Annotated in this window: 23 protein-coding genes; 11 read left to right on the top strand and 12 right to left on the bottom strand. The window is 57.7% G+C overall.

Annotated elements, in window-relative coordinates; genetic code table 11:
- Positions 1 to 70 precede the first annotated feature (70 nt).
- From AC2FID_RS01200 to AC2FID_RS01190, 3 genes are all read left to right on the top strand, one after another.
- On the top strand, positions 71 to 973 hold the full coding sequence (locus AC2FID_RS01200; RefSeq protein WP_496835026.1) for a DMT family transporter: 903 nt from the start codon (positions 71 to 73) through the stop codon (positions 971 to 973).
- Positions 974 to 989: 16 nt separating this feature from the next.
- Positions 990 to 1595, top strand: a complete 606-nt coding sequence (locus AC2FID_RS01195; protein WP_058274883.1) for an inner membrane-spanning protein YciB — start codon at positions 990 to 992, stop codon at positions 1593 to 1595.
- Between the two features lie 160 nt (positions 1596 to 1755).
- Entirely contained in the window at positions 1756 to 2424 is a 669-nt protein-coding gene (locus AC2FID_RS01190; RefSeq protein ID WP_058274845.1) for a Crp/Fnr family transcriptional regulator, read from the top strand.
- Positions 2425 to 2644: 220 nt separating this feature from the next.
- Here the strand turns inward: AC2FID_RS01190 and AC2FID_RS01185 are convergent, their stop codons facing one another.
- The 6 genes from AC2FID_RS01185 to rpiA form a co-directional block, all read right to left on the bottom strand.
- Positions 2645 to 4081: a Do family serine endopeptidase gene (locus AC2FID_RS01185; RefSeq protein ID WP_496754752.1), complete on the bottom strand. Its 1437-nt coding sequence runs from the start codon at positions 4079 to 4081 to the stop codon at positions 2645 to 2647.
- A 185-nt stretch (positions 4082 to 4266) separates the two neighbouring features.
- On the bottom strand, positions 4267 to 4461 hold the full coding sequence (locus tag AC2FID_RS01180; RefSeq protein WP_496704414.1) for a DUF2065 domain-containing protein: 195 nt from the start codon (positions 4459 to 4461) through the stop codon (positions 4267 to 4269).
- Complete coding sequence (gene hflC, locus AC2FID_RS01175; RefSeq protein WP_108858947.1) at positions 4461 to 5357, bottom strand: protease modulator HflC; 897 nt, start codon at positions 5355 to 5357, stop codon at positions 4461 to 4463. The genes AC2FID_RS01180 and hflC overlap by 1 nt, the downstream gene beginning before the upstream one ends.
- Entirely contained in the window at positions 5357 to 6502 is a 1146-nt protein-coding gene (gene hflK / locus AC2FID_RS01170) for an FtsH protease activity modulator HflK (protein ID WP_108858948.1), read from the bottom strand. The genes hflC and hflK overlap by 1 nt, the downstream gene beginning before the upstream one ends.
- 72 nt (positions 6503 to 6574) lie before the next feature.
- A complete protein-coding gene (gene gor, locus AC2FID_RS01165) occupies positions 6575 to 7933 on the bottom strand; it encodes a glutathione-disulfide reductase (protein WP_496835022.1) in 1359 nt (452 codons plus the stop codon).
- 323 nt (positions 7934 to 8256) lie between these two features.
- Positions 8257 to 9042, bottom strand: a complete 786-nt coding sequence (gene rpiA / locus AC2FID_RS01160; protein WP_496753592.1) for a ribose-5-phosphate isomerase RpiA — start codon at positions 9040 to 9042, stop codon at positions 8257 to 8259.
- Positions 9043 to 9209: 167 nt separating this feature from the next.
- Between rpiA and AC2FID_RS01155 the strand changes: the two genes are divergently transcribed.
- The 4 genes from AC2FID_RS01155 to AC2FID_RS01140 are packed head-to-tail and all read left to right on the top strand — an operon-like array spanning position 9210 to position 12675.
- Complete coding sequence (locus AC2FID_RS01155) at positions 9210 to 9911, top strand: glutathione S-transferase family protein (protein WP_496834953.1); 702 nt, start codon at positions 9210 to 9212, stop codon at positions 9909 to 9911.
- Position 9912: 1 nt separating this feature from the next.
- Entirely contained in the window at positions 9913 to 11286 is a 1374-nt protein-coding gene (locus AC2FID_RS01150; protein WP_496835019.1) for an L-serine ammonia-lyase, read from the top strand.
- A gap of 24 nt (positions 11287 to 11310) precedes the next feature.
- The gene (locus AC2FID_RS01145; RefSeq protein ID WP_496835017.1) at positions 11311 to 11721 is read left to right on the top strand and encodes a GFA family protein; all 411 of its coding nucleotides are present in this window, start codon (positions 11311 to 11313) and stop codon (positions 11719 to 11721) included.
- 39 nt (positions 11722 to 11760) lie between these two features.
- Positions 11761 to 12675, top strand: a complete 915-nt coding sequence (locus tag AC2FID_RS01140; protein ID WP_109311723.1) for a DMT family transporter — start codon at positions 11761 to 11763, stop codon at positions 12673 to 12675.
- Here the strand turns inward: AC2FID_RS01140 and AC2FID_RS01135 are convergent.
- On the bottom strand, positions 12620 to 13327 hold the full coding sequence (locus tag AC2FID_RS01135; RefSeq protein WP_109311722.1) for a thiamine diphosphokinase: 708 nt from the start codon (positions 13325 to 13327) through the stop codon (positions 12620 to 12622). The two genes, AC2FID_RS01140 and AC2FID_RS01135, sit on opposite strands and share 56 nt — an antisense overlap.
- A 121-nt stretch (positions 13328 to 13448) precedes the next feature.
- Between AC2FID_RS01135 and AC2FID_RS01130 the strand changes: the two genes are divergently transcribed.
- Entirely contained in the window at positions 13449 to 15080 is a 1632-nt protein-coding gene (locus AC2FID_RS01130; RefSeq protein WP_496835014.1) for a hypothetical protein, read from the top strand.
- Positions 15081 to 15154: 74 nt separating this feature from the next.
- On the opposite strand, the gene AC2FID_RS01125 is transcribed toward AC2FID_RS01130, so the two are convergent.
- The 5 genes from AC2FID_RS01125 to nthA form a co-directional block, all read right to left on the bottom strand.
- A complete protein-coding gene (locus tag AC2FID_RS01125; RefSeq protein ID WP_282118769.1) occupies positions 15155 to 15397 on the bottom strand; it encodes a DUF2842 domain-containing protein in 243 nt (80 codons plus the stop codon).
- Positions 15397 to 16689 carry an adenylosuccinate synthase gene (locus AC2FID_RS01120; protein WP_058276100.1) on the bottom strand — a complete coding sequence of 431 codons (1293 nt, stop codon included), beginning with the start codon at positions 16687 to 16689 and terminating at the stop codon, positions 15397 to 15399. Before AC2FID_RS01120 ends, AC2FID_RS01125 begins: the two co-directional genes overlap by 1 nt.
- 99 nt (positions 16690 to 16788) lie before the next feature.
- Positions 16789 to 17124, bottom strand: coding sequence for a nitrile hydratase accessory protein (locus tag AC2FID_RS01115; RefSeq protein ID WP_496834945.1), 336 nt, complete (start codon positions 17122 to 17124; stop codon positions 16789 to 16791).
- Entirely contained in the window at positions 17121 to 17798 is a 678-nt protein-coding gene (gene nthB / locus AC2FID_RS01110) for a nitrile hydratase subunit beta (RefSeq protein ID WP_496834943.1), read from the bottom strand. The genes AC2FID_RS01115 and nthB overlap by 4 nt, the downstream gene beginning before the upstream one ends.
- Entirely contained in the window at positions 17795 to 18409 is a 615-nt protein-coding gene (gene nthA / locus AC2FID_RS01105) for a nitrile hydratase subunit alpha (RefSeq protein WP_058276103.1), read from the bottom strand. The genes nthB and nthA overlap by 4 nt, the downstream gene beginning before the upstream one ends.
- Before the next feature lie 150 nt (positions 18410 to 18559).
- On the opposite strand from nthA, the gene secG reads away from it, so the two are divergent.
- The 3 genes from secG to AC2FID_RS01090 all read left to right on the top strand — a co-directional run bounded on the left by secG (position 18560) and on the right by AC2FID_RS01090 (position 21332).
- A complete protein-coding gene (gene secG / locus AC2FID_RS01100) occupies positions 18560 to 18925 on the top strand; it encodes a preprotein translocase subunit SecG (RefSeq protein WP_058276104.1) in 366 nt (121 codons plus the stop codon).
- 158 nt (positions 18926 to 19083) lie between these two features.
- Positions 19084 to 20727, top strand: a complete 1644-nt coding sequence (pyrG, locus tag AC2FID_RS01095) for a CTP synthase (protein WP_058276105.1) — start codon at positions 19084 to 19086, stop codon at positions 20725 to 20727.
- A gap of 122 nt (positions 20728 to 20849) precedes the next feature.
- Positions 20850 to 21332, top strand: a complete 483-nt coding sequence (locus AC2FID_RS01090) for a bacterioferritin (protein WP_496835012.1) — start codon at positions 20850 to 20852, stop codon at positions 21330 to 21332.
- The last annotated feature ends 93 nt before the right edge of the window (positions 21333 to 21425 follow it).

Here is a 21425-nt window from a genome sequence, read left to right as displayed (position 1 = left end):
CCCTAAATATCCTCCGGGGGTCTGAGGGTGGAAAACCCCCGGCCTCTCCACCCAGCGAAAAGACTGACATTTGAGCGACTGGCTGATTTCTCTCGAAGGCACCGAAGCGGGCCATCAGCTGGCTCTTGGCCTCGCTCTGATGGCCGCCTTCCTGCATGCTGTATTTGGCGCGCTGCAGAAGGGCCGCCACGATCCCTGGCTGTCCCGTGGGGCAATCGACGCCTGCTATTGCCTGATGGCCGCCCCTTTTGCCTTTTTCGTGGTGCCGTGGCCTGAACCCTACATGTGGTCCATCTTCGCCGTGGTCTGGGTGATCCACATCGCCTACAAGGTCCTTCAGGCCATGGCCTATACAAAGGGTTCATACACTGTCGTCTACCCGGTCGTACGCGGCACTGGCCCCCTATTCACGGTCATCGGCGCCTATCTTCTCTTCGGCGAGACCTTTACCGGGATTCAATGGTTTGGCGTTTTGGTCCTGCTGGCCGGTATCTTCGGACTGGCCGCCTATAATTTGCGTTTTCTGGAAACCAACCGGGAAACGCTGGGCATCGCGCTTATACTGGCCTTCGCAACCGGCCTATTTGTCGCGCTCTACACCACTTATGACGCCTATGGTATCCGGGCCACCGCCGACCCGTTCACCTTTCTGGCGTGGTTTTTCATGATCGACGGTTTTGCGATGCCGATTTACGCATTCCTCAGATGGCGCGCCATGATCAACCGCCCTGCCGTTGGACCATTGATGTTGCGGGGCTTGGCCGGAGGCATCATCGCCCCTATGTCCTTCGGAGCAATCATGCTGGCCACCCGCCTGGACAAGGTCGGCGAAGCCGCCGTCCTACGTGAAACCTCGACGGTCTTTGCGGCCCTAATCGGGTGGCTGGTGCTAAAAGAAACTGTGGGGCCAAGACGGGTCGCGCTGATGGCATTGATTGCATTGGGCGCCGTAATAGTTGAAATGGGCGGGTAAAAATCAGGAAACCGACATGCCAGGCAAAAAAGAAATCAATCCATTTCTGAAACAAGCGTTAGAGCTTGGGCCGCCACTGGCCTTTTTCTTCATCTACCTACGTCTGCGTGACGACAGTTTCCTGATCGGAGGCATTGAATATTCAGGCTTTATCATTGCGACGATCATCTTCGTCCCGCTGATGCTGGCCGCCATGGGCATCCTCTGGGTCCTGACCGGCAAACTGAGCCGGATGCAGATATTCACCGCCTTCATGGTCATCTTCTTTGGGGGCCTGACCGCTTGGTTCAATGATGAGCGGTTCTTCAAGATGAAAACCACGCTGGTTTACGGTTTTTTCTCGGTCATCCTTGGAATTGGCCTTCTGCAAGGGAAATCCTACCTGGCCTATGTCCTCGAAGATATGCTGCCGATGCGCCATGAGGGCTGGATGATCCTGACCCGCCGGTTGTGCGGCTGCTTTGCGGTTCTGGCCGTTGCCAATGAATTTGTCTGGCGAACCATGTCGACGGACCTGTGGGTCAAAATTGAAACTTTCGCCTTTCCGATCGCGCTGATGGCGTTCCTGATGCTTCAGTTCAGTCTGTTGCAACGCTACATGGATGATCCAGACCACCAATAGGCGAACACTGATAATCGGCGCGCAGCTTAAGCGTTTGCTTTCATATTGAGCCGTCACACAGCGCACAATCAGGCAAACCAATAAAAACCTTGGAATAATAGCCCGGCTGTGGAACATTGGGGCACCACTCAACACCAGCAGCCGGAGACCCCTCAACCACATGAAGGCACTCCCAAACAGCGGATTCCTGTCCGAGGCATCAGACCGACTCAGGGCTATGCTTTCGGCACTCGCGACCGAGATTTCCTTGGATCAAGGCCAGGTGCTGTTTGAGCAGGGGGACGAAGGCGATGCGCTGTATGTGATTTCTGAAGGTACGCTCGAGGTTTCATTCCTTGCGATGAGCGGGCGCAAGCTGTCTTTGACCCTTATGAAGCCGGGCGAAGTGTTTGGCGAAATTGCGTTGTTCGACAGCGGGCCGCGGACCGCCACAATAGCAGCGGCCGAGCCATCTAGCGTGCTGCGCGTGCGCCGCAGCGACGTGATGGACCAGATCCGCCAGCACCCCGATCTTGCCGTCGACATGATCCGTCTGGCGGGCCTGCGCATGCGCTGGATGGGGTCACAGCTAAACGAACAAGTGTTCTTGCCGATGCCCATTCGTCTGGCGCGCAAATTGCTGCATCTGTCTGCCCTTCAGGACGACCCCGCCATGCGCATCACCCTGTCCCAAAGCGAATTGGCCGAGTTCGTCGGTGCCACGCGCGAGGCTGTATCCAAGACGATTTCCACTTGGAAACGCGACAATGTTGTCGAGGCATCCCGAGGCGGGTTGATGATCCAGGACTTTAACGCCCTAAAAGAACTGGCCGAATCCGACTTAATCTGACCTTGTGACCTCCTTCACATACGGCGCATGCCAAAATAGCTAATGTCTTAGTTGTTACCGTAGGGGGCCAGAGAATCATCCCCGATATCTGTCCACTGGCCTCTCCCTGTACCAGAGCCATGCGCCTCCCCGGCGTGTGGCTCACTTACTTTCAGCGCCACGTGGAACGGAAAAGGCCGAGGCATTGCCCCGGCCTTGTCACAACGTTTGATGTGGTGCGTTACTCGCCCAAACTCAGCGCCACAAAGCGGGGGTCGCCACCGCGTCGTACAAGCAACAACAGCGATTTACGCCCGGCCTCACGCGCTTCTTCCATGCGTGCTTCCAGATCTTCAATCGACGTCACCTTTTGCTGTCCAGCCTCGGTGATCAGATCGCCGGCGCGCAACCCTTTGGAAAACGCCTCAGAGGCTTCATCCACTTCGGTCACAACCAGCCCATCGGCGTCTTCTTCCAGACCAAGATCCGTGCGTAGCGTGTCCGTCAGCGGCGAAATGGTCAGACCAAGAATGTCAGCATTCTCTTCCGTTGGAGCCTCAGACGTTTCCTCCTCGCCCTGATCGGCCCGTTCGGCATCCTCACGACGCCCCAGAGTAACCAGGACGGTCTGTGTTCCGCCATCGCGATGCACGACAACACGCACGGCTTTGCCCACGGTTGTCTCGCCGACCTGACGCACAAGGCCGCGTGTATCTTCGACCTCGACCCCATCAAAGCTGAGGATCACGTCACCAGCCAGCAGACCAGCATCTTTCGCCGGCCCATCCGGAACATCGCTGATCAGCGCACCGCCCGGTTTGGCCAACCCCATTGCCTCGGCCATGTCCTCGGTTACGTCCTGAATGCGAACGCCCAGCCAACCACGGCGGGTTTCGCCGAATTCACGCAGTTGGTCGACCACCTTGACCACGACGTTGGACGCCATTGAAAAGCCGATTCCGATCGAGCCGCCGTTGGGCGACAAAATCGCTGTATTCACACCAATCACTTCGCCATTCATGTTGAACAGCGGACCGCCCGAGTTGCCCCGGTTGATGGCCGCGTCGGTCTGGATGTAGTCGTCATACGAACCGCTCAGCGCCCTGTTGCGGGCCGAAACGATCCCGGCCGAAACCGAGAAGCCCTGCCCCAACGGGTTGCCCATGGCAATAACCCAATCACCGACACGGGCGACGTCACTGTCGCCAAACTGCACGTATTGCAGCGGGCCCGGGGCCTCGACCTTCAGCAGCGCAATATCGGTTTTCTCGTCCGTGCCTATCACCTTGGCAGGCAGTTCTTCAGGCGGCTGTCCATCACCGGGGAAGAACTCCACCAGGATTTCATCGGCCTCGGCGATCACGTGATTGTTGGTGACGATGTAGCCGTCCTCGGAAATCACGAACCCCGAACCCAGCGCGTTGCTGCGGCGCGGGCGATTTTCATCATCACCGTTCCGGTCCTGAAAATCGCGAAAGAAATCTTCGAACGGTGATCCCTCGGGCACTATGCCCTGCGGGCCGGTCTGGCCTTCAATCAACGTTGAGGTGGTAATGTTGACCACGGCCGGGCTGATCTTTTCTGCCAGCGGCGCCAGGCTTTCGCTCCGCGCCTGTGCTGCGACGGCTTGGGCCAGAACAAGAATCATCCCCGCAATGGCCAGCCACATCAGCCGCATGAAACCAACACCCTCGTCCTGCCGGACTGAAATACTGCGTGCTTGTGCCTGCACTTGGGAACTCCTTGTCAACAAGTCTTGTAAAACTGCCCTCGGGCAAATCTTCTCAGGAACCAATGTAGTCGGTTTGTCCTTGCCCGCAACTCGGGATCGCGGGGAAATCACCTGCAAGTGAGGTCACCGCATCAAAACCCAACCTGATAAGCCCCCCATAGCAGGACAAACCCACTAACTACGCTCAGCAGACCGACCAGCCGCCGCGCCTGCTCGGGCAATGACCGCAATGCCTCTAACATGCGCTCAATAAGCGAAGGGGCCAGCGCATAGGCCAGCCCCTCTACAATCAATACCAGCCCGAAAGCCAGAAGGATCAGCCCCATTATTCGGAGGCCGCAGCAGCCGGAGCTGGTCGTCCGGTCGGCGAAGCGAGGTAGTTGAAGAACTCGGAATCCGGGCTCAGAACCAACGAGCTATTGCCGCCCTGCAACGCGTTCTCATACGCGGTCAGCGAACGGTAGAATTCAAAGAACTCCGGGTCCGCGCCATAGGCTTCCGCAAAGATCGCGTTACGTTCGGCGTCCGCTACACCACGGGTGATTTCGGCTTCACGACGGGCATCTGACACCAGTTCCACCACGGTCCGGTCAGCTTGCGCACGCACACGCTGCGCCGCCTCGTTACCACGGGCACGTTCGTCTGTTGCTTCACGTTCCCGCTCGGCCTTCATGCGATCGAAGGTCGCCTCAAGGTTGGCCTGTGGCAAGTCGGTCGCCTTCAAACGCACGTCGATTACAGTCACGCCCAGCGCCTGTGCTTCGGCAATCGCGCTGTTTCGGATGCGCAGCATCAGTGCCGCACGGTCCGAGCTCAGGATGTCACGGGACGAAACCGAGCCCAGAACTTCGCGGGTTTCGGCCCGCAAAATACGATCCAGACGATCCTCGGCAACCGGGATACCACCGACACCAACGGCCTGGCGGAACTGGTTCAAATCTGAAATCCGGTAACGTGCGAATGCATCGACAACCAGACGCCGATCGTCCAGAGGCGTCACCTCAAGGGGCTGTACGTCAATAGACAGGATACGGTCGTCATAGCGGACAACTTCTTGAATCACCGGGATTTTGAACGCCAAACCGGGGTCTTCCTTGACCGCGACGACACGACCAAATTGCAGGACCAGCGCGCGTTCACGTTCATCCACGATGAAGATCGAAGACAGGCCAACGACGCCAAGGATCACGACAAGAATGAGGATAATGGGTGATTTACGCATCAGTTGCTCTCCCCGGCTGGGCTACGACGCAGCTCGTTCAGCGGCAGATAGGGCACAACACCCTGCCCTTGCCCGGATGAGTTCTGGTCCAGAATGATTTTGTCAACGTCACCCAGAATCTGCTCCATTCGCTCCAGATACAGACGCTTACGCGTCACATCGGGTGCTTTGGAGTATTCTTCCAGAACTGCGCTAAAGCGGCTGGCTTCACCCCGCGCACTGTTGATCTGTTGGGCACGATATCCTTCTGCCTCTTCCAGAACCTGCGCAGCTTCGCCGCGCGCTTCTGCCAACACCTTGTTCGCATAGGCATCGGCTACGTTCTGCAACCGGTCCCGTTCCTGCGCAGCAGCTTGAACGTCGCGGAAGGCGGCGATCACATCCTGAGGCGGGTCGGCTTTGTCAAAGTTGACGCGGACAATGTTGATCCCTGAATCATAACTGTCCATTGTGGACTGGATCAATTCCTGCAAGCGATCCGCGATAACACCACGATCCCGGTTCAGGATCGGTGCAAGCTCGCTTTGAGCGATGATCTCGCGCATCGCTGATTCCGACACCGCCCGGATCGTTTGGCGCGGATCACGCAAGTTGAACAGGAACTTCGCAGGGTCGTTGATGTTCCAGACGACTTGATAGTCGATATCGACCACGTTTTCGTCGCCGGTCAGCATCAAACCATCATCACTGCCGCGGGCACCGCCCATATCTTCGTTCTGTTCGCGGGTGACCGGGATGACTTCGGCTGTAACGAAAGGCCACGGCGCAAAGTTTAGACCCGGATTTCCGACGGCCGAGAATTCGCCGAGGAACAACTCAACCGACTGTTCTTCGGGCTTGACCGTGTAAAAACTGGCCGCCCCCCACAATACCGCCGCGACGACGACACCAATAAGAACCGTACCTTTTGTGAAGATGGGGCCACCGCCGCCAGAGCCCTGACCGTTGCCACCTCGGCCTGAACCGCCGCGGCCGCCCATAAGGACGCGCAGCTGTTCCTGGCCTTTCTTCATCAGCTCATCAATCTCGGGGATCTGCGGACCATCGCCTTCGGGGGGCTTGCGCCCATCACCGTTGTCACCCCGATTTCCTCCGCCGCCCGAGGAGCCTCCGCCCCCCCAGGGGCCGCCGCTATTGCCCGCCATATGTATCTATTCCCTTGTGTTGGACCGTGTGATCACGGGTTCCCTTGTAACTTGTGTGCGCGCGGTTGCAAATCAAGCAGTGCGCACAGGTTGCCGCATTGTTACCAATTCCTCTGCCATCACCGGATGAACGGCAACCGTGCGGTCGAAATCTTCCTTGGTTGCGCCCATTTTTACGGCAATGCCAGCCAGCTGGATCATCTCACCCGCGCCCGGCGCGACGATGTGGCAGCCCAGAACCTTACGGGTCGCCTGACTGACGATCAGCTTCATCAGCACCCGTTGTGTTCCACCAGCAAAAGCTTTTTGCATTGGCTTGAACGATGTCGCGTAAACCTCAATCGGTTCCTGTGCCGCGCCTTCTTCTTCGCTTAGGCCTACCGTTCCGAATTCCGGTTGGGTAAAGATCGCAGTCGGGATCAGTTCATGATCCACTGGAGTCGGGTTGCCTTTGAACACGGTTTCGACAAAGGCCATCCCCTCGCGGATCGCGACGGGTGTCAGGTTCACGCGGTCGGTCACGTCGCCGATGGCATAGATCGAGGGTACGCCAGTCTGGCTGTACTCATCCACCACGATCTCACCTTTGCGGCCACGTTCCACGCCCAGCGCCTCGAGGCCCAAATTATCCGCATTCGGGGCACGCCCGGTAGCGTACATGACCACGTCGAACTGATCCTCGGTGCCATCGGTGGCCTTGACGCGGATCTTGTCGCCTTCTTTGGTCATTTCCAGCACATTGGTGCCCAAACGAACATCGATGCCGTTCTGGCGCATCTCTTCGCAGATCAGGCCACGTGCTTCTTCGTCGAAACCTCGCAGAATTTGCGCACCGCGATAGAATTGAGTGGTCTTGACACCCATCCCGTTCATGATTCCGGCAAACTCGCTGGCGATGTAGCCGCCACCGACAATCAGAATGCTTTCTGGCAGCTTCTCAAGGTGGAAGATCTCGTTCGACGTGATCGCCAAGTCCGATCCCGGAAACTCGGGCACGACCGGACGACCGCCTGTGGCGATCAGGATGTGTTTGGCTGTCTTGCGTGTCCCATCCGCCAATTCGACCGTATGTGGATCGACTACGGTTGCACGTTGATCAAAGCTTTCGACGCCGTTGTTTTTCAGGATATTGCGGTAGATGCCTTCAAGCCGGTCCAGTTCAGTCACCAGCTTGCCGTGAAAAGTATCCCAGTTCAAAGCACCGGCCTGAATGTCCCAGCCATAGGCTTGCGCATCACCGACCATACCCGAGAATTCGCTGGCGAAGACCATCAGCTTCTTGGGCACACAGCCTCGGATGACACAGGTGCCGCCGTAGCGGTCTTCTTCGGCCAGCCCCACTTTGGCACCGTTCTCACCAGCTGCCACACGTGCGGCCCGGACCCCACCTGAGCCTCCGCCGATAACGAACAGATCATAGTCAAAGCTCATTTGTCCTGCCTCTTCCAAATTTCCGCAAGCGCCCGCAGGCCTTGCATGGGGTGTACTCTATCTCGCGCTGCTGTCCAGAGTGATCGCCGGGGCTCCGGCCTCTTCGGTTGCTCGAACTTGCGCAGGGAACCGCTGCAGCGTTGTGAACAAACGCCCAGATATGGTTGCATTTGTTTTATTCAACGGCGGCCTCCGCGTCTTGGATTGGTCAAACCAAGTGCCAAATTGTACGTGTCCCAAATCGTTCGCGGTCACGACTTCACTCAAAGCAATGTAGCGTCCGAATAAAACGAGTGAAGAAAAGCGATCTGTGTCTGCTCCGCTTAATCCGCCAGATCCGAGAACAAGTTCTCGCCTGCCTCCACCGCCTGATCAAGTTCGATCGTTCCATCGTTGATATCGCGCAGCTCGACCCGACCATCGCCGTGGCCGATCACAACTTTGTCACAGATGTCGATGAACAAACCATTCTCGACCACACCCGGGACCTGATTAAGCACCAGCGCCAGTTGCCTGGCATTTCCGATGCGCTGAAGGTGGAGGTCCAGAATGTGATTGCCCTCATCCGTGACAAACGGCGCCTCTCCGTTCATGCGCAGCGCGGCAGAAGTGCCCAGAACGTCCATCGTATCCAGCGCCTCTTGGATCAGCGTTCGCGTTGTCTGCCAGCCAAAAGGGATAACCTCGACCGGTAACGGGAACGCGCCTAGCGTTTCGACCTCTTTACCGGCATCTGCAATGACGATCATCTGATCGCTTGCCGTGGCCACGATCTTTTCCTGCAGATGCGCGCCGCCGCCGCCTTTGATTAGGTTCAGATCGCCGTCAAATTCATCCGCGCCGTCGATGGTCAGATCCAGCCAACCCGCCTGATCCAGCGAGACGACCTCGATCCCCAACTCACGGGCCAGTTGCGCGGTGCGGGTTGAGGTCGGAACAGCCTTGATCCGCAAACCTTCCTCCTGCACCCGCTCCCCCAGACGGCGGACCATCCAGGCGGCCGTTGATCCGGTGCCCAGCCCAACGCGCATCCCGTCCTGAACCATGTCAGCGGCCCGAAGCGCCGCGGCATATTTGGCTTTGTCTATGGGTGACAAATCTCCGGTCATTGTTGCATTCCCCCTTGGTATTGCGGAATTTATACGGAATGTCCGACGCAACTGCGAGCGCCAATTGGCCGATCCAACAGGCCAACTTGTCGCGAAACTACGCGTTTCCTATTGGAAACGTCGCAATCGAGACGTTCGACATCCCTGCTGGTGTATAAATACAGCCTATGAACGCGCCCTATAGATTGCACTTTGCCCCCGACAATGCCTCTCTGGTGATCAGACTGGTGCTGGAAGAGATGGGCCTGCCTTATGAGACGGCTTTGGTGGATCGACGGCAAAACGCACAGGATGGCGCGGCTTACAGAGGGTTGAATCCGAACGGCCTGATCCCGGTTCTTGAAACGCCACAAGGTCCGATCTTTGAAACAGCCGCCATCCTTTTGTGGCTGGCAGATACACATGCGCAACTGGCTCCCGCCTCTGACAACCCGGATCGGGCTGCGTTCCTGAAATGGCTCTTTTTCGCATCGAACACTTTACATGCCGATCTGCGCATCCTGTTCTATGCCGAAAAATACACCGACGCGGCACAGGCCGAAACCTTGCGCAACGGTATCCGCCCGCGCCTACGCCAACATCTTCGGGTTCTGGATGACGTTGCTAAAACTGCGCCCAGCTGGTTGCACGCCGATCAACCCTCGGTCCTTACATACTACCTTGCCTGCCAGATGCGGTGGATGTCCCTTTACCCGGAGCGCGCTGATCGCAGTTGGTATCAATTGGCGGATACGCCTTACCTACAATCCATTCTGATGCGCCTGGAAAGCCGTCCCGCAACCCGGGCTGCCATCGCGGCCGAGGGGTTGGGGGTTACCCCCTTCACCAGTCCATCTTATGCTCACCCTCCAGAAGGCTCTGCTACCTGATATGTTCTTGTCTGTTTTTGATATGTTCAAAGTGGGCATCGGCCCGTCCTCGTCACACACAATGGGGCCGATGGTTGCCGCCGCACGGTTTCTGGACCTGATGCGCGCCTCGCCGTTTGAATTCGCCGGTCTTCGCGGATCGCTGCACGGATCGCTGGCTTTTACTGGCGTAGGTCATGCAACAGACCGGGCTACGATCCTTGGACTGGCCGGGTTTGTTCCTGACACCTATGACAACGACAAGGCCGAGGCCGCGTTGGCTGCTATTGCTCAAACGCACTCAGTCACGCCCGAGGGGTTGCCGACCCTGCAATTCGATCCAAAGGCCGATCTGATCTTTGACTACGATCACAACCTGCCGGGTCACGCCAACGGTATGATCCTGATGGCTACCGACGCACAGGGCGACGTGATCCTGCGGCAGGTCTATTATTCCGTAGGCGGCGGTTTTGTCCTGACCGAGGAAGAACTGGCCGAAGGCAAAGCCACCAATGACGGCCCCGCCGTGCCTTTCCCGTTTCACTCGGCGGCCGAAATGCTGGAGATGGCAAACGCTAGCGGCAAAAGCATCGCCCAGATGAAGCGCGAGAACGAAATCGCGCGGGGCTGTGCGGACAGTTTCGCCAAAGGCACCGCGCGCCTTTGGGAAGTCATGAACAACTGTATCGAACGTGGACTGAAGACGGATGGCATTCTACCCGGCGGCCTGAAAGTGCGCCGCCGCGCCAAGGGCATTTACGACGCACTGCTGGCCGAGCGAGGCATGAACCTAAACGCACCGCACACCATAAATGACTGGATGAGCGTCTATGCGATGGCGATAAACGAGGAAAACGCGGCTGGCGGGCAAGTCGTCACTGCGCCCACTAACGGGGCAGCTGGTACGATGCCTGCCGTACTGCGCTATTACCTCGACCACGTTCCCGGTGCCTCGGAAAGCCATATCGAGGACTTCCTCCTTACGGCAGCGGCCATTGGCGGGCTGGTCAAATACAACGCCTCGATCTCGGGTGCAGAAGCCGGTTGTCAGGCTGAAGTTGGAAGCGCCTCGGCAATGGCTGCAGCGGGCCTCTGCGCCGTGATGGGTGGTACGCCCGAGCAGGTCGAAAACGCCGCCGAAATTGCATTGGAGCATCATCTAGGCATGACCTGCGACCCGGTCGCTGGTCTGGTGCAAGTTCCTTGCATCGAACGCAACGGGTTGGCGGCCATCAAAGCCGTCTCGGCTGCTTCACTTGCGCTGCGTGGCGATGGGAAACACTTCGTGCCGCTGGATTCAGTGATCGAAACCATGCGCCAAACCGGGCATGATATGCACGAGAAGTACAAGGAAACGTCTCTGGGCGGGTTGGCCGTAAACGTGCCAAACTGCTGACAGTGACAGCAATGGAGGTCAACGATGCAAGGACATTGCCTGTGCGGAACGATTCGGTACGAGGTTGTTCCTCCGGTCCTGTCCTGCGTGAGCTGCCATTGCGATAGTTGCCGCAGGCAATGTGCGGCCCCGATGACGACCTATTTTGGCGTGCGCGACGGGCAATGGCGCTGGACTGGCGAGTCTCCGAAAACCTTTAACTCCTCGCCCGGTGTCGAGCGCAGCTTTTGTCCCAATTGCGGCACGCCGATCTCGTTTCGATCCCAAGCCATGTCGGACGTGCTGCATCTGTATGTCGCCACATTAGAGGATCCCAACCAATTGCAGCCCACGCTGCACGTGGCCCATGAAGAACGGCTGGATTGGCTGAAACTGGACGACGACCTGCCCGTCTGCATCGGACCCGACTACACGAAGGTGCAGCCGATTTCATAGAAGCTTTCAACCGGGTGCCAAAACCCGTAGCGTCGCCGCATGACCCAGGATCGTCCCGTCTTTGGCATCTTCTTGATGCTGTGTTTTTGCGTGCTTGCACCGATGGGCGATTCCATCGCCAAGCTGCTGGGTGAGACGACACCGGTCGGCGTTCTGGTGTTTATTCGCTTTGCCGTTCAGGCGTTGATCCTGATACCTTTGGTGGCCCTGACCAGGCGGCACTGGCGCATGCGTGGACGTCTTGTGTGGCTGGCGTTCATCCGAACGGTTCTGCATATCGTCGCTATCGCGGCAATGTTCAGCGCACTGCAATACTTGCCGCTGGCGGATGCAGTCGCCATCGCCTTTGTCATGCCCTTCATAATGTTGTTGCTGGGCAAGTACGTGCTGGGTGAAGAGGTCGGTATGCGCCGCCTGATCGCCTGTGTTGTCGGGTTCGTGGGCACTCTGCTGGTCATCCAGCCCAGCTTTGTTCAGGTCGGTGCCGCCGCTCTGTTACCCTTGGTCGTTGCGATTGTCTTTTCCCTTTTCATGTTGGTGACACGACAGATTGCCAAGGAAACCGACCCAATATCCTTGCAGGCCGTATCCGGAGTGATGGCGACGGTTCTGCTGCTGCCGGTTCTGGCGCTGGGAACACTCGGCAATGTTTGGGAGCTGTCTTTCATTGTTCCCGAGCGTGAAAGTCACCTGCTGCTGATCGGAATCGGTGTCCTGGGCACTGTCGCGCATCTATTCATGACGTGGTCGTTGCGCTATGCGCCGTCCGCCACGCTGGCCCCCATGCAGTATCTTGAGATCCCGGTGGCGACGTTCTTTGGCTGGTTGATCTTCCATGACCTTCCGGATGGCATGGCCGCTGTCGGCATTGGTATCACCGTCGCCGCAGGCCTGTATGTCATTCTGCGCGAGCGGGCCAGCGCCCGGTCTGCCCCGACAGAAACGCCTGCATAACCTGATCCAGAGCGTATCGCGGCACCATCACCAGCAATCCCGGCGCATCCACCGTCAGTTCAACATCCGCCAGCGCGCGGTTGGATGTGCCTACCTGCCCGCCTGGTTCCATCACCAAATCGTCGATGGGCCACTCCAGCCCTCTGCTGGTACCGGTTACCCGCTGAAACGGAAAAAATGAAACGACATCGCCAGGGGTGATACACAGGGAAATCTGTGGAGGCGCGTGGAAGACGACCTCGGTCTCGCCCAACAGGACACAGGGGCGATCCTGTCTCTGAACCAACGTGTTAAGAACAGCAAGCTGATGGTCCAACCTCCCGCCCAAGAACCCTGCCCCCAACACAACAGGCGCGTCGATGCTGCGCAGGGCCTTGTCAAAATCCGTGCTGTTTTGTTCCCGTATGGGATACAACCGGTCCACTGGAATTTGGTCTTTGTGTCGGCTGTCCAGCGAATCGAAATCACCAATCACGGCATCAGGGAGGCGACCCGATTCTACCAATGGGGCGGCTCCACCATCGGCCGCCACGACCGTATTGGCGCGAATCAGCATCACCTCCAGGTCGTCAGGGCCGATTTCCCCACCTCCGACCAGTGCAATTGGCTCAAATGACCGTACAATTGGGCGTTTTTTACTTAGATTGATCATTTTTCCCGGATTTGGACACATTGAGACCACAAAATGATAGGTTCATGCAGAGAGTTCCGAGCCAATAGGTGTGCCTGCATAAGGTGGTTGGCTCTCGTAGTTTGTAGAGGACGTGCGTCTGATGGTACAGAACAACAAGGTATTGACCGTTTCTTATGGAACCTTCTCCTGCACTTTGGAAGGATTCGACGATTCATTCGAAACGATGAGGGCAATCGCAGAATACTTCCGTGATCTTTCTGCCGACGATCGGTATTTTGGTTCTGAACCCCCACAGCCTGACGCAGAAATGCTGACCCGGATCGCACAGCGTGACGCCGCAAAACATGTAGAAGCCAGCCAGAGCGATTCCGGCCTGTTGCTGCGCGCGACCCAGCAGGCTGCAAAGCCAGCCCCAGCTGTGGTTCCAACCGCGGCGCAAGCAGACCCCCAAGTAATGAGCCCCAGTGCCACCCCCCCTGCACAAGGGGCCGAGTCGTTCTTTGCTGATGCCGAGCCGGTTGAAAGCTCGCCTGCCCCAGCTGCCGACAGCATTGCCGCAAAACTGCAGCGCATCCGTGCCGTCGTTTCGCATTCCGAAGAAAACTCGGTGATTTATACGGAAGACGAAGACACAAGCCTGGGTAATCAGCCAGCTGCCCCGAAGGATGCGGTCGCCGCCGCGTTTGAGGCGGGTTCGCTCGAGGCGTCGGACCTTTCGGAATCGGACAAGCCCGAAGCAGCCGCTGAACCTATGGCACCAGCTTTTGAGGCAGAAGAAATCGAGGACACCCCTGCCGTGGCAGAGCCAATGGCAGAAGCCGAAACAACGGAAGAACCGGTAGAATCCGTACAGCCGTTCTCTATGCAGCAGGACGCCGACTACGAAGACGAGGAAGAGGCGCCCACGCCATCGGCACTGTTCACCGATCTTGAAGAAACGGCCGAAACCGATGAGCCCGGCAATATCCTGAGTGAAGAGACCGAAGAGGATCAGATCGAAGAGGTCGCAGAGACCCAAGAGGGTTATCTGACCGCCGAGGATGAGGCCAATGTTCTAAGCGAGATTTCGAAGGTCGAGGCCGCAATGGACGGTCAATCATCGAACGAAAATGCCCTGGATCAGGATTTGTCCCGCCTGATGGACAAGGCCGACAGCCAGATGGATGACCCGGCGACCAGCACGCAGCGCGAAACCTATTCGCATCTGCGCACGGCCGTCGCCGCAACCGAAGCTGAGCGCGAGGACCGGCCCCAGCAAGAAGAGTCCGAGGAAAGCGGATATCGCGGCGATCTGACCTCGGTCGTCAGCCCGCGCCGCCCCGAGATTCAAGTCACCAGCATGCGCCCTCAGTCGGACACCTCGTCGCCACTGAAACTGGTTGCGGAACAGCGTGTCGACGCAAGGGAACAGGACTCTGGTCCGGTGACCCCGCGCCGCGTTACGTCCAAATCAGAAGACGAAGCTGGCGATTCCAACGAAGAAGGTGGTTTTGCCCTGTTTGCACAGGAACAAGGCGCACAATCGCTGCCCGACCTGTTGGAGGCTGCCGCCGCTTACCTATCGTTCATCGAAGGTCAGGAACAATTCTCGCGCCCACAGCTGATGAATAAGATCCGCTCGCTCAAGCAGGATGACTTCAACCGTGAAGAAAGCCTGCGCTCGTTCGGTCAATTGCTTCGGGACGGCAAGATCGAAAAAGCCGGTGGTGGTCGTTTTGCCGCCTCAACGCAGATCGGGTTCCGTCCTGACGATGAGCGCGCCGCAGGCTGAACTTAAATAATCAAAAGAAAAAGGGGCCGATGCAATCATCGGCCCCTTTTTTGTAAGGTAAAAGAAGTGCTCTCTCAATCTTCCGACTGATCCGGGTCTGCTTGCCCAACGCCTTTGAACACGAACTTGAAGGGCAAGGCCCACACGATGCCCAGACCGACATAGACCAGCAGTTCAAGCCAGATCGGCGGGCGATCAAGCCAGTTCACAACCGTCACCACAGCCACGATGTAAAGCGGCAATCCAATCAGCAAAAGCGCCAGAGACCAGCGGCGGCGCGCCTTATAGCTGAGGCCTAGTTTCTGTTCCTCTGCCATCAGTCTGCAAACGGGTCTGTCACCAGAATGGTGTCATCCCGCTCCGGGCTGGTGGACAAAAGGGCGACGGGACAATCGATCAGCTCTTCGACCCGGCGCACATATTTGATGGCATTGGCCGGCAGATCCGCCCAGCTGCGCGCCCCTTCGGTGGATTCGCTCCAACCCGGCATCTCTTCATAAATCGGCTTGCAGCGCGCCTGTTGGTCGGCGGCGGTCGGAAGATAATCCAGACGTTCTCCGTCCAGCTCATAGCCAACGCAGATCTTCAGGGTTTCGAATCCGTCCAGAACGTCCAGCTTGGTCAGTGAGATACCGTTCACACCGCTGGTCGCGCAGGTCTGGCGCACCAGGCAGGCATCGAACCAACCACAACGACGTTTGCGGCCTGTGGTCGTCCCGAACTCGTGCCCACGCTCACCAAGCCGCTGACCATCGTCGTCGTCCAGCTCGGTTGGGAACGGCCCCTCGCCTACACGGGTTGTGTAGGCTTTGACGATGCCCAGAACGAAATCGATAGAACCCGGACCGATTCCTACGCCTGTGGAAGCTTGACCGGCAATAACATTGGACGACGTCACAAACGGGTAAGTTCCGAAATCGATATCCAGCAACGCACCTTGCGCGCCTTCGAACAGGATACGCTTGCCGGCCTTGCGCTTTTCGTTCAACACTTTCCAGACGGGTGCGGCAAACGGCAGAATTTGCGGCGCGATCTCTTTAAGCTGAGCGATCAGAGCATTACGATCAATCGGCTCCAGCCCAAGGCCGTTTCGCAGCGCGTTGTGGTGAACCAGGGCGCGATCAACCCGCAATGCCAGCGTTGCATCGTCTGCAAGATCAGCCACTCGGATCACACGTCGGCCAACCTTGTCTTCGTAGCAAGGACCAATGCCGCGGCCGGTTGTCCCGATTTTCGCAACCGAGTTTTGACTTTCACGCGCCCGATCCAGTTCACCATGGAACGGCAGGATCAGCGGTGTATTTTCAGCAATCATTAGATTTTCAGGGGTGATTTCGACGCCCTGAGCCTGAATGGTTCCGATCTCTTTGATCAGGTGCCAAGGATCCAGCACAACACCGTTTCCGATGACACTCAGTTTTCCGCCGCGAACAACACCGGACGGAAGCGCATGCAGCTTGTAGACTTCACCATCGATGACCAGCGTGTGACCGGCGTTATGTCCGCCCTGAAAGCGTGCAATTACGTCTGCACGCTCGCTGAGCCAGTCGACGATCTTGCCTTTTCCTTCGTCACCCCACTGGGCGCCGACAACAACCACATTGGCCATATCCGGTCCTTTTGCGCTGAGATATCAAACTCGGCTCGTATAACGAGGGTAACGCGACAGGGAAACCGGTAATTCGACGCAGTTGAGCAGTTCCGGGGACTACTTGTCCGTTAGCTGCACCGGATCGCCGTGTGGGGTTGTCAGATACGCGTCTTCCCAGGCGTCGCGCAGCCGGTTTACGTCGTCGGGCATGGCTGTGCCTTGCTCGGTCAACAATGCCTCAAGCGTTTCCAGCCACGCGAAAAAGTAGTCGTTCCCGCCGTTCAGTTCCCGATCCAGCCCATGGCGCTTCAGGGTGTCCGAGAACCGCGCAGCCCAATCGGGCCAATCAAACCGGCCCGTCTCATTCAGTGCGACCGTCACGGCAAACACCTGCGCATGCCAGGGTTCAGCAAAAACAGGCTCAGGGGCGGAATGGGCAACGCAATTGCTCATGCCGGGCCCAGATAGCTTTGCCAAAGATCCAAAACCACCTCGTCATTGGGATGTTCCGGGTTGGTCCAAAGTTCGGATGCCGGGAATACAACAGCATATAGTGGCTCAGGCGCGTCTCCCAATCTGTGAGCGCTGGAATCCGGCAGCACGTGCGTCCCGTGCATCATTAGAATGCGCCCCTTCGCTCCGGCGGCATAGTGGGGCAACCGAGTATGACCGCCGTCGACCAAGCGGTTGGCAGTTGGACGTGTTGTTACGACCTCCTGCCCTACCGCATATTCCGCCGGCACGCTCGAGGGCCGATCCGCAGGACCGCCGCTGGCCAGCACACCAGCAACCGCTTCGGCCTTCATCTTGCGGCCCGCCAGCGGGTGTTCTTCTTTGTCTGCCTCGCCACGTAGGTCTTCTTCGGTCAGCACGCCGCTTTCGACCAGCAGGTCCGTCAGGGCTGAAATCCATTTCTCATAATAAGAAAATCTCGTGTAATCCTTGGGTGAGAGCCTCTCGCGGGCGTGACGTGAGATATCAATATTCCATTGGCCCAGCGATCCAGCAGCCAGCGTGACTGCCAATGCCCGCGCATGCCAGTCTTCAGCAAAAACCGGGGCATCATCGGGTTCGGGGTGCACAGGTCCATCGCCGAACCGCCCCCCCATATCGTGAACTCTGGTCATGACGGCACCTTTGGCAGGCCGGTTCCGATCATGCTGTCGCGTGTGACAAGTGCCGCCAACTCGTCTTCGGTTAAGCCATCCGTGTCTTCTGGCCGCATCGGAAGCACAAGGTACCGCACCTCGGCCGTCGAATCCCAAACGCGAACCGAGGACGTCTCGGGCAGGGTCACCCCGAACTCAGCCAAAACCTTGCGCGGCTCACGCACAGCCCGCGCCCGATAGGCATCGGATTTGTACCAACCCGGCGGAATACCAAGCAGCGGCCACGGGTAACAACTGCACAGGGTGCACACGACCATGTTGTGCTGTTCAGGTGTGTTTGCGACGACAACCATGTGTTCGCCCTGACGCCCGTAGTAACCCAGATCGGCGACAACCGATGTGGCATCTTTCAGCAACGCGGCTTTGAAGTCCGGGTCAGTCCAGGCTTTGGCGACGACCCGCGCGCCGTTCTGCGGGCCGATCTTGTTCTGATAGGTATCAATAATTTCATCCAGCGCCGCCGGATCGATCAGGCCCTTGCGAGTCAGAATCGTTTCCAGCGCCTTTACCCGCAGCGCAGGATCAGGTGGCAAAAGGGTGTGCGGGTGGTCGTGATCATCATGTGGCATGGCCGCAGCCTGCGCGAGGTGCGGCCATGCTGTCCAGTCCCTTTGCCGTGATCTGAAACATCACCGTTCTTGATCCCAACTCCTCCCTTGCCCCCGCTGGAAAACTTGCATAAGTACCACGCGATACACGCCACGCTGTACAGGAACACCATGGAAAACGTCGTTCTCATTATCCACCTCCTCTTGGCTCTGGGCCTGATCGCCGTCGTTCTGATGCAGCGGTCCGAAGGCGGTGGCCTTGGCATGGGCGGCGGGGGTGGCGGCGCCATGACCGGACGCGCCGCTGCGACTGCTTTGGGTAAGGTGACGTGGATCCTGGCTGCTTGTTTCATCGTGACTTCAATCACGCTGACCATTCTGGCCGCACAGAAATCCTCGGGCAGTTCGGTGATCGACCGTTTGGGCGTTCCGGCCCCGGCACCAACCGAGGAAAGCACACCTGCGGTTCCGTCGGCTGACGATCTGCTGCCTCCGGCAGATGGCGACAACGCGCCGCTGATCCCACAAGCCAACTGATCCACAAAACCTAGAAACCTGAAAGAGAACTGCAACAGCATCTTGCGGTTCTCTTGCGCTATTGGCGCGAATCCTTTATATGTGAAGTCCCGTGGTGCAGCGGTTTTTCGGAACCGTCGGGCAGCTGATTTTGACGTCTCACGGGAGCAGCCGAAAACATGGCGCGTTTTATTTTCATCACTGGTGGTGTGGTTTCGTCTTTGGGCAAAGGACTGGCTTCGGCGGCTTTGGGCGCGCTGTTGCAGGCCCGAGGGTATTCGGTGCGTCTGCGCAAGCTGGACCCCTATCTGAACGTTGACCCCGGCACGATGTCGCCGTTCGAGCATGGCGAAGTGTTCGTGACCGATGACGGGGCCGAAACCGACCTGGATCTTGGTCACTACGAACGATTCACCGGTGTGGCGGCCCGCAAGACCGACTCGGTTAGTTCAGGTCGGATTTATTCCAACGTGCTCGAGAAAGAGCGCCGCGGTGACTATCTGGGCAAGACCATTCAGGTGATTCCGCACGTCACCAACGAGATCAAAGACTTTATCTCGATCGGTGAGGATGAGGTCGATTTTATGCTGTGCGAGATTGGCGGCACCGTTGGCGATATCGAAGGCCTGCCCTTCTTTGAAGCTATCCGTCAGTTCAGCCAGGACAAGCCGCGCGGCCAATGCCTGTTCATGCACCTGACCCTGCTGCCCTACATCAAAGCCTCGGGCGAATTGAAAACCAAGCCGACCCAGCACTCGGTGAAAGAGCTGCGCTCGATCGGTCTGGCCCCTGACATTCTGGTCTGTCGCTCCGAGGGCCCCATCCCTGTCAAAGAACGCGAAAAGTTGGCGTTGTTCTGTAACGTGCGCCCCGACAGCGTGATCGCGGCACAGGATCTGTCGACCATTTATGACGCCCCGCTGGCCTATCACCGCGAAGGTCTGGATCAGGCGGTTCTGGATGCGTTCCAGATCAGCCCTGCCCCCAAGCCTGATCTCACAAAATGGGAAGATGTCAGCGACCGCATCCACAATGCCGAAGGCGAAGTCAAAGTCGCCATCGTCGGCAAATACACGCAGCTCGAAGATGCCTATAAGTCGATTGCCGAGGCCCTGACCCATGGCGGTATGGCCAACCGGGTCCGCGTCAAGGTCGAATGGGTCGATGCCGAGGTATTTGATACCGAAGACGCAGCCCCGCATCTGGAAGGCTTCCACGCGATCCTCGTTCCCGGTGGATTTGGCGAACGCGGCACTGAAGGCAAGATCAAAGCCGCACAATACGCACGCGAACACAAAGTGCCCTATCTGGGAATCTGCCTTGGTATGCAGATGGCTGTGATCGAAGCAGCCCGTAATGCCGCTGGAATCACCGAAGCGGGTTCGGAAGAGTTCGACCACGAAGCGGGAAAAAAACGTTTTGAGCCTGTTGTTTACCACCTGAAAGAATGGGTGCAGGGCAACCACAAGGTCGAACGCAAGGTCGGTGACGATAAAGGCGGTACCATGCGTTTGGGCGCCTATGACGCGGTACTAGCCGATGGCTCGAAAGTGGCAGAGGTGTACGGCGGCACCAATATCGAAGAACGCCACCGCCACCGCTATGAGGTGGATATCAAGTATCGCGACAAGCTGGAAAAGGCTGGTCTGAACTTCTCGGGCATGTCGCCCGATGGCCGTCTGCCTGAAATCGTCGAATGGTCGGACCACCCTTGGTTCATCGGCGTCCAGTACCATCCGGAACTGAAATCCAAACCATTTGAACCGCATCCATTGTTCCGCGATTTTGTGCGCGCAGCGAAAGACACCTCTCGCCTCGTTTAAGAGCTATCTGTGTCGGACTGTCACCCCGCATTGTTTTGTGGGGTGTAACCTCCTAACTATTTGAACAAGCAGGCCCGCGTGCCGCGTAATTTGATGCAGTTCACAGATTCAGGAGTATTCCGATGAGCAATTCGACAACGATCACAAACCTCCAACAAGCGCTTCACATGGAAATGACAGCAGCGCATCAGTACCAGTTGCATGCGCATGTGCTGAATGACTGGGGCTTGGACATCCTGGCCGAAAAAATGCGCGGCGAAATGCAGGAAGAACTTGGGCACTCTGATGCCTATATCGAACGCATTCTTTTCCTGGGCGCAAAGCCAGAGCTTGAGCTTCAGAAAAACCCAAAGGCGGCGGACGGCTTGGAAGAGATGTTTACCGCAGACCTGAAGGATGAAATGGAAGCCATCGATTTCTACACCCAAGCCGCAGCACAGGCGGCCGAGGCTGGCGACGTTGGAACCCGAACATTGTTTGAACGAATTTTGCTGGAGGAAGAAGGCCACAAGGCATGGCTGGAGACCGAGTTGTCACTTCTCAAGCGGCTAGGCGAGTCGGCGTTCAGTGCCAGATACGTATCTGGCACTGCTGGCCAAGACTAAATCCTCTTCAACTAATCTCACCATGTCGCAGAATTCGGGCCAACAAATGTTGGCCCATTTTCTTTCGTCACCGCAAAGTGACGGCGTGGGGCC

This window comes from Ruegeria sp. CDSC068 (assembly GCF_059610545.1).
Note: the sequence above shows the minus strand (reverse complement) of the source record. Positions and strands in the feature narration are given on the sequence as shown.

Bases quoted from the DNA above. Each gene is read 5' to 3' on its own strand.
- AC2FID_RS01195 (WP_058274883.1), top strand. From the start codon at position 990: ATGCCAGGCAAAAAAGAAATCAATCCATTTCTGAAACAAGCGTTAGAG.
- AC2FID_RS01190 (WP_058274845.1), top strand. From the start codon at position 1,756: ATGAAGGCACTCCCAAACAGCGGATTCCTGTCCGAGGCATCAGACCGA.
- AC2FID_RS01185 (WP_496754752.1), bottom strand. From the start codon at position 4,081: ATGCGGCTGATGTGGCTGGCCATTGCGGGGATGATTCTTGTTCTGGCC.
- AC2FID_RS01180 (WP_496704414.1), bottom strand. From the start codon at position 4,461: ATGGGGCTGATCCTTCTGGCTTTCGGGCTGGTATTGATTGTAGAGGGG.
- hflC (WP_108858947.1), bottom strand. From the start codon at position 5,357: ATGCGTAAATCACCCATTATCCTCATTCTTGTCGTGATCCTTGGCGTC.
- hflK (WP_108858948.1), bottom strand. From the start codon at position 6,502: ATGGCGGGCAATAGCGGCGGCCCCTGGGGGGGCGGAGGCTCCTCGGGC.
- gor (WP_496835022.1), bottom strand. From the start codon at position 7,933: ATGAGCTTTGACTATGATCTGTTCGTTATCGGCGGAGGCTCAGGTGGG.
- rpiA (WP_496753592.1), bottom strand. From the start codon at position 9,042: ATGACCGGAGATTTGTCACCCATAGACAAAGCCAAATATGCCGCGGCG.
- AC2FID_RS01155 (WP_496834953.1), top strand. From the start codon at position 9,210: ATGAACGCGCCCTATAGATTGCACTTTGCCCCCGACAATGCCTCTCTG.
- AC2FID_RS01150 (WP_496835019.1), top strand. From the start codon at position 9,913: ATGTTCTTGTCTGTTTTTGATATGTTCAAAGTGGGCATCGGCCCGTCC.
- AC2FID_RS01145 (WP_496835017.1), top strand. From the start codon at position 11,311: ATGCAAGGACATTGCCTGTGCGGAACGATTCGGTACGAGGTTGTTCCT.
- AC2FID_RS01140 (WP_109311723.1), top strand. From the start codon at position 11,761: ATGACCCAGGATCGTCCCGTCTTTGGCATCTTCTTGATGCTGTGTTTT.
- AC2FID_RS01135 (WP_109311722.1), bottom strand. From the start codon at position 13,327: ATGATCAATCTAAGTAAAAAACGCCCAATTGTACGGTCATTTGAGCCA.
- AC2FID_RS01130 (WP_496835014.1), top strand. From the start codon at position 13,449: ATGGTACAGAACAACAAGGTATTGACCGTTTCTTATGGAACCTTCTCC.
- AC2FID_RS01125 (WP_282118769.1), bottom strand. From the start codon at position 15,397: ATGGCAGAGGAACAGAAACTAGGCCTCAGCTATAAGGCGCGCCGCCGC.
- AC2FID_RS01120 (WP_058276100.1), bottom strand. From the start codon at position 16,689: ATGGCCAATGTGGTTGTTGTCGGCGCCCAGTGGGGTGACGAAGGAAAA.
- AC2FID_RS01115 (WP_496834945.1), bottom strand. From the start codon at position 17,124: ATGAGCAATTGCGTTGCCCATTCCGCCCCTGAGCCTGTTTTTGCTGAA.
- nthB (WP_496834943.1), bottom strand. From the start codon at position 17,798: ATGACCAGAGTTCACGATATGGGGGGGCGGTTCGGCGATGGACCTGTG.
- nthA (WP_058276103.1), bottom strand. From the start codon at position 18,409: ATGCCACATGATGATCACGACCACCCGCACACCCTTTTGCCACCTGAT.
- secG (WP_058276104.1), top strand. From the start codon at position 18,560: ATGGAAAACGTCGTTCTCATTATCCACCTCCTCTTGGCTCTGGGCCTG.
- pyrG (WP_058276105.1), top strand. From the start codon at position 19,084: ATGGCGCGTTTTATTTTCATCACTGGTGGTGTGGTTTCGTCTTTGGGC.
- AC2FID_RS01090 (WP_496835012.1), top strand. From the start codon at position 20,850: ATGAGCAATTCGACAACGATCACAAACCTCCAACAAGCGCTTCACATG.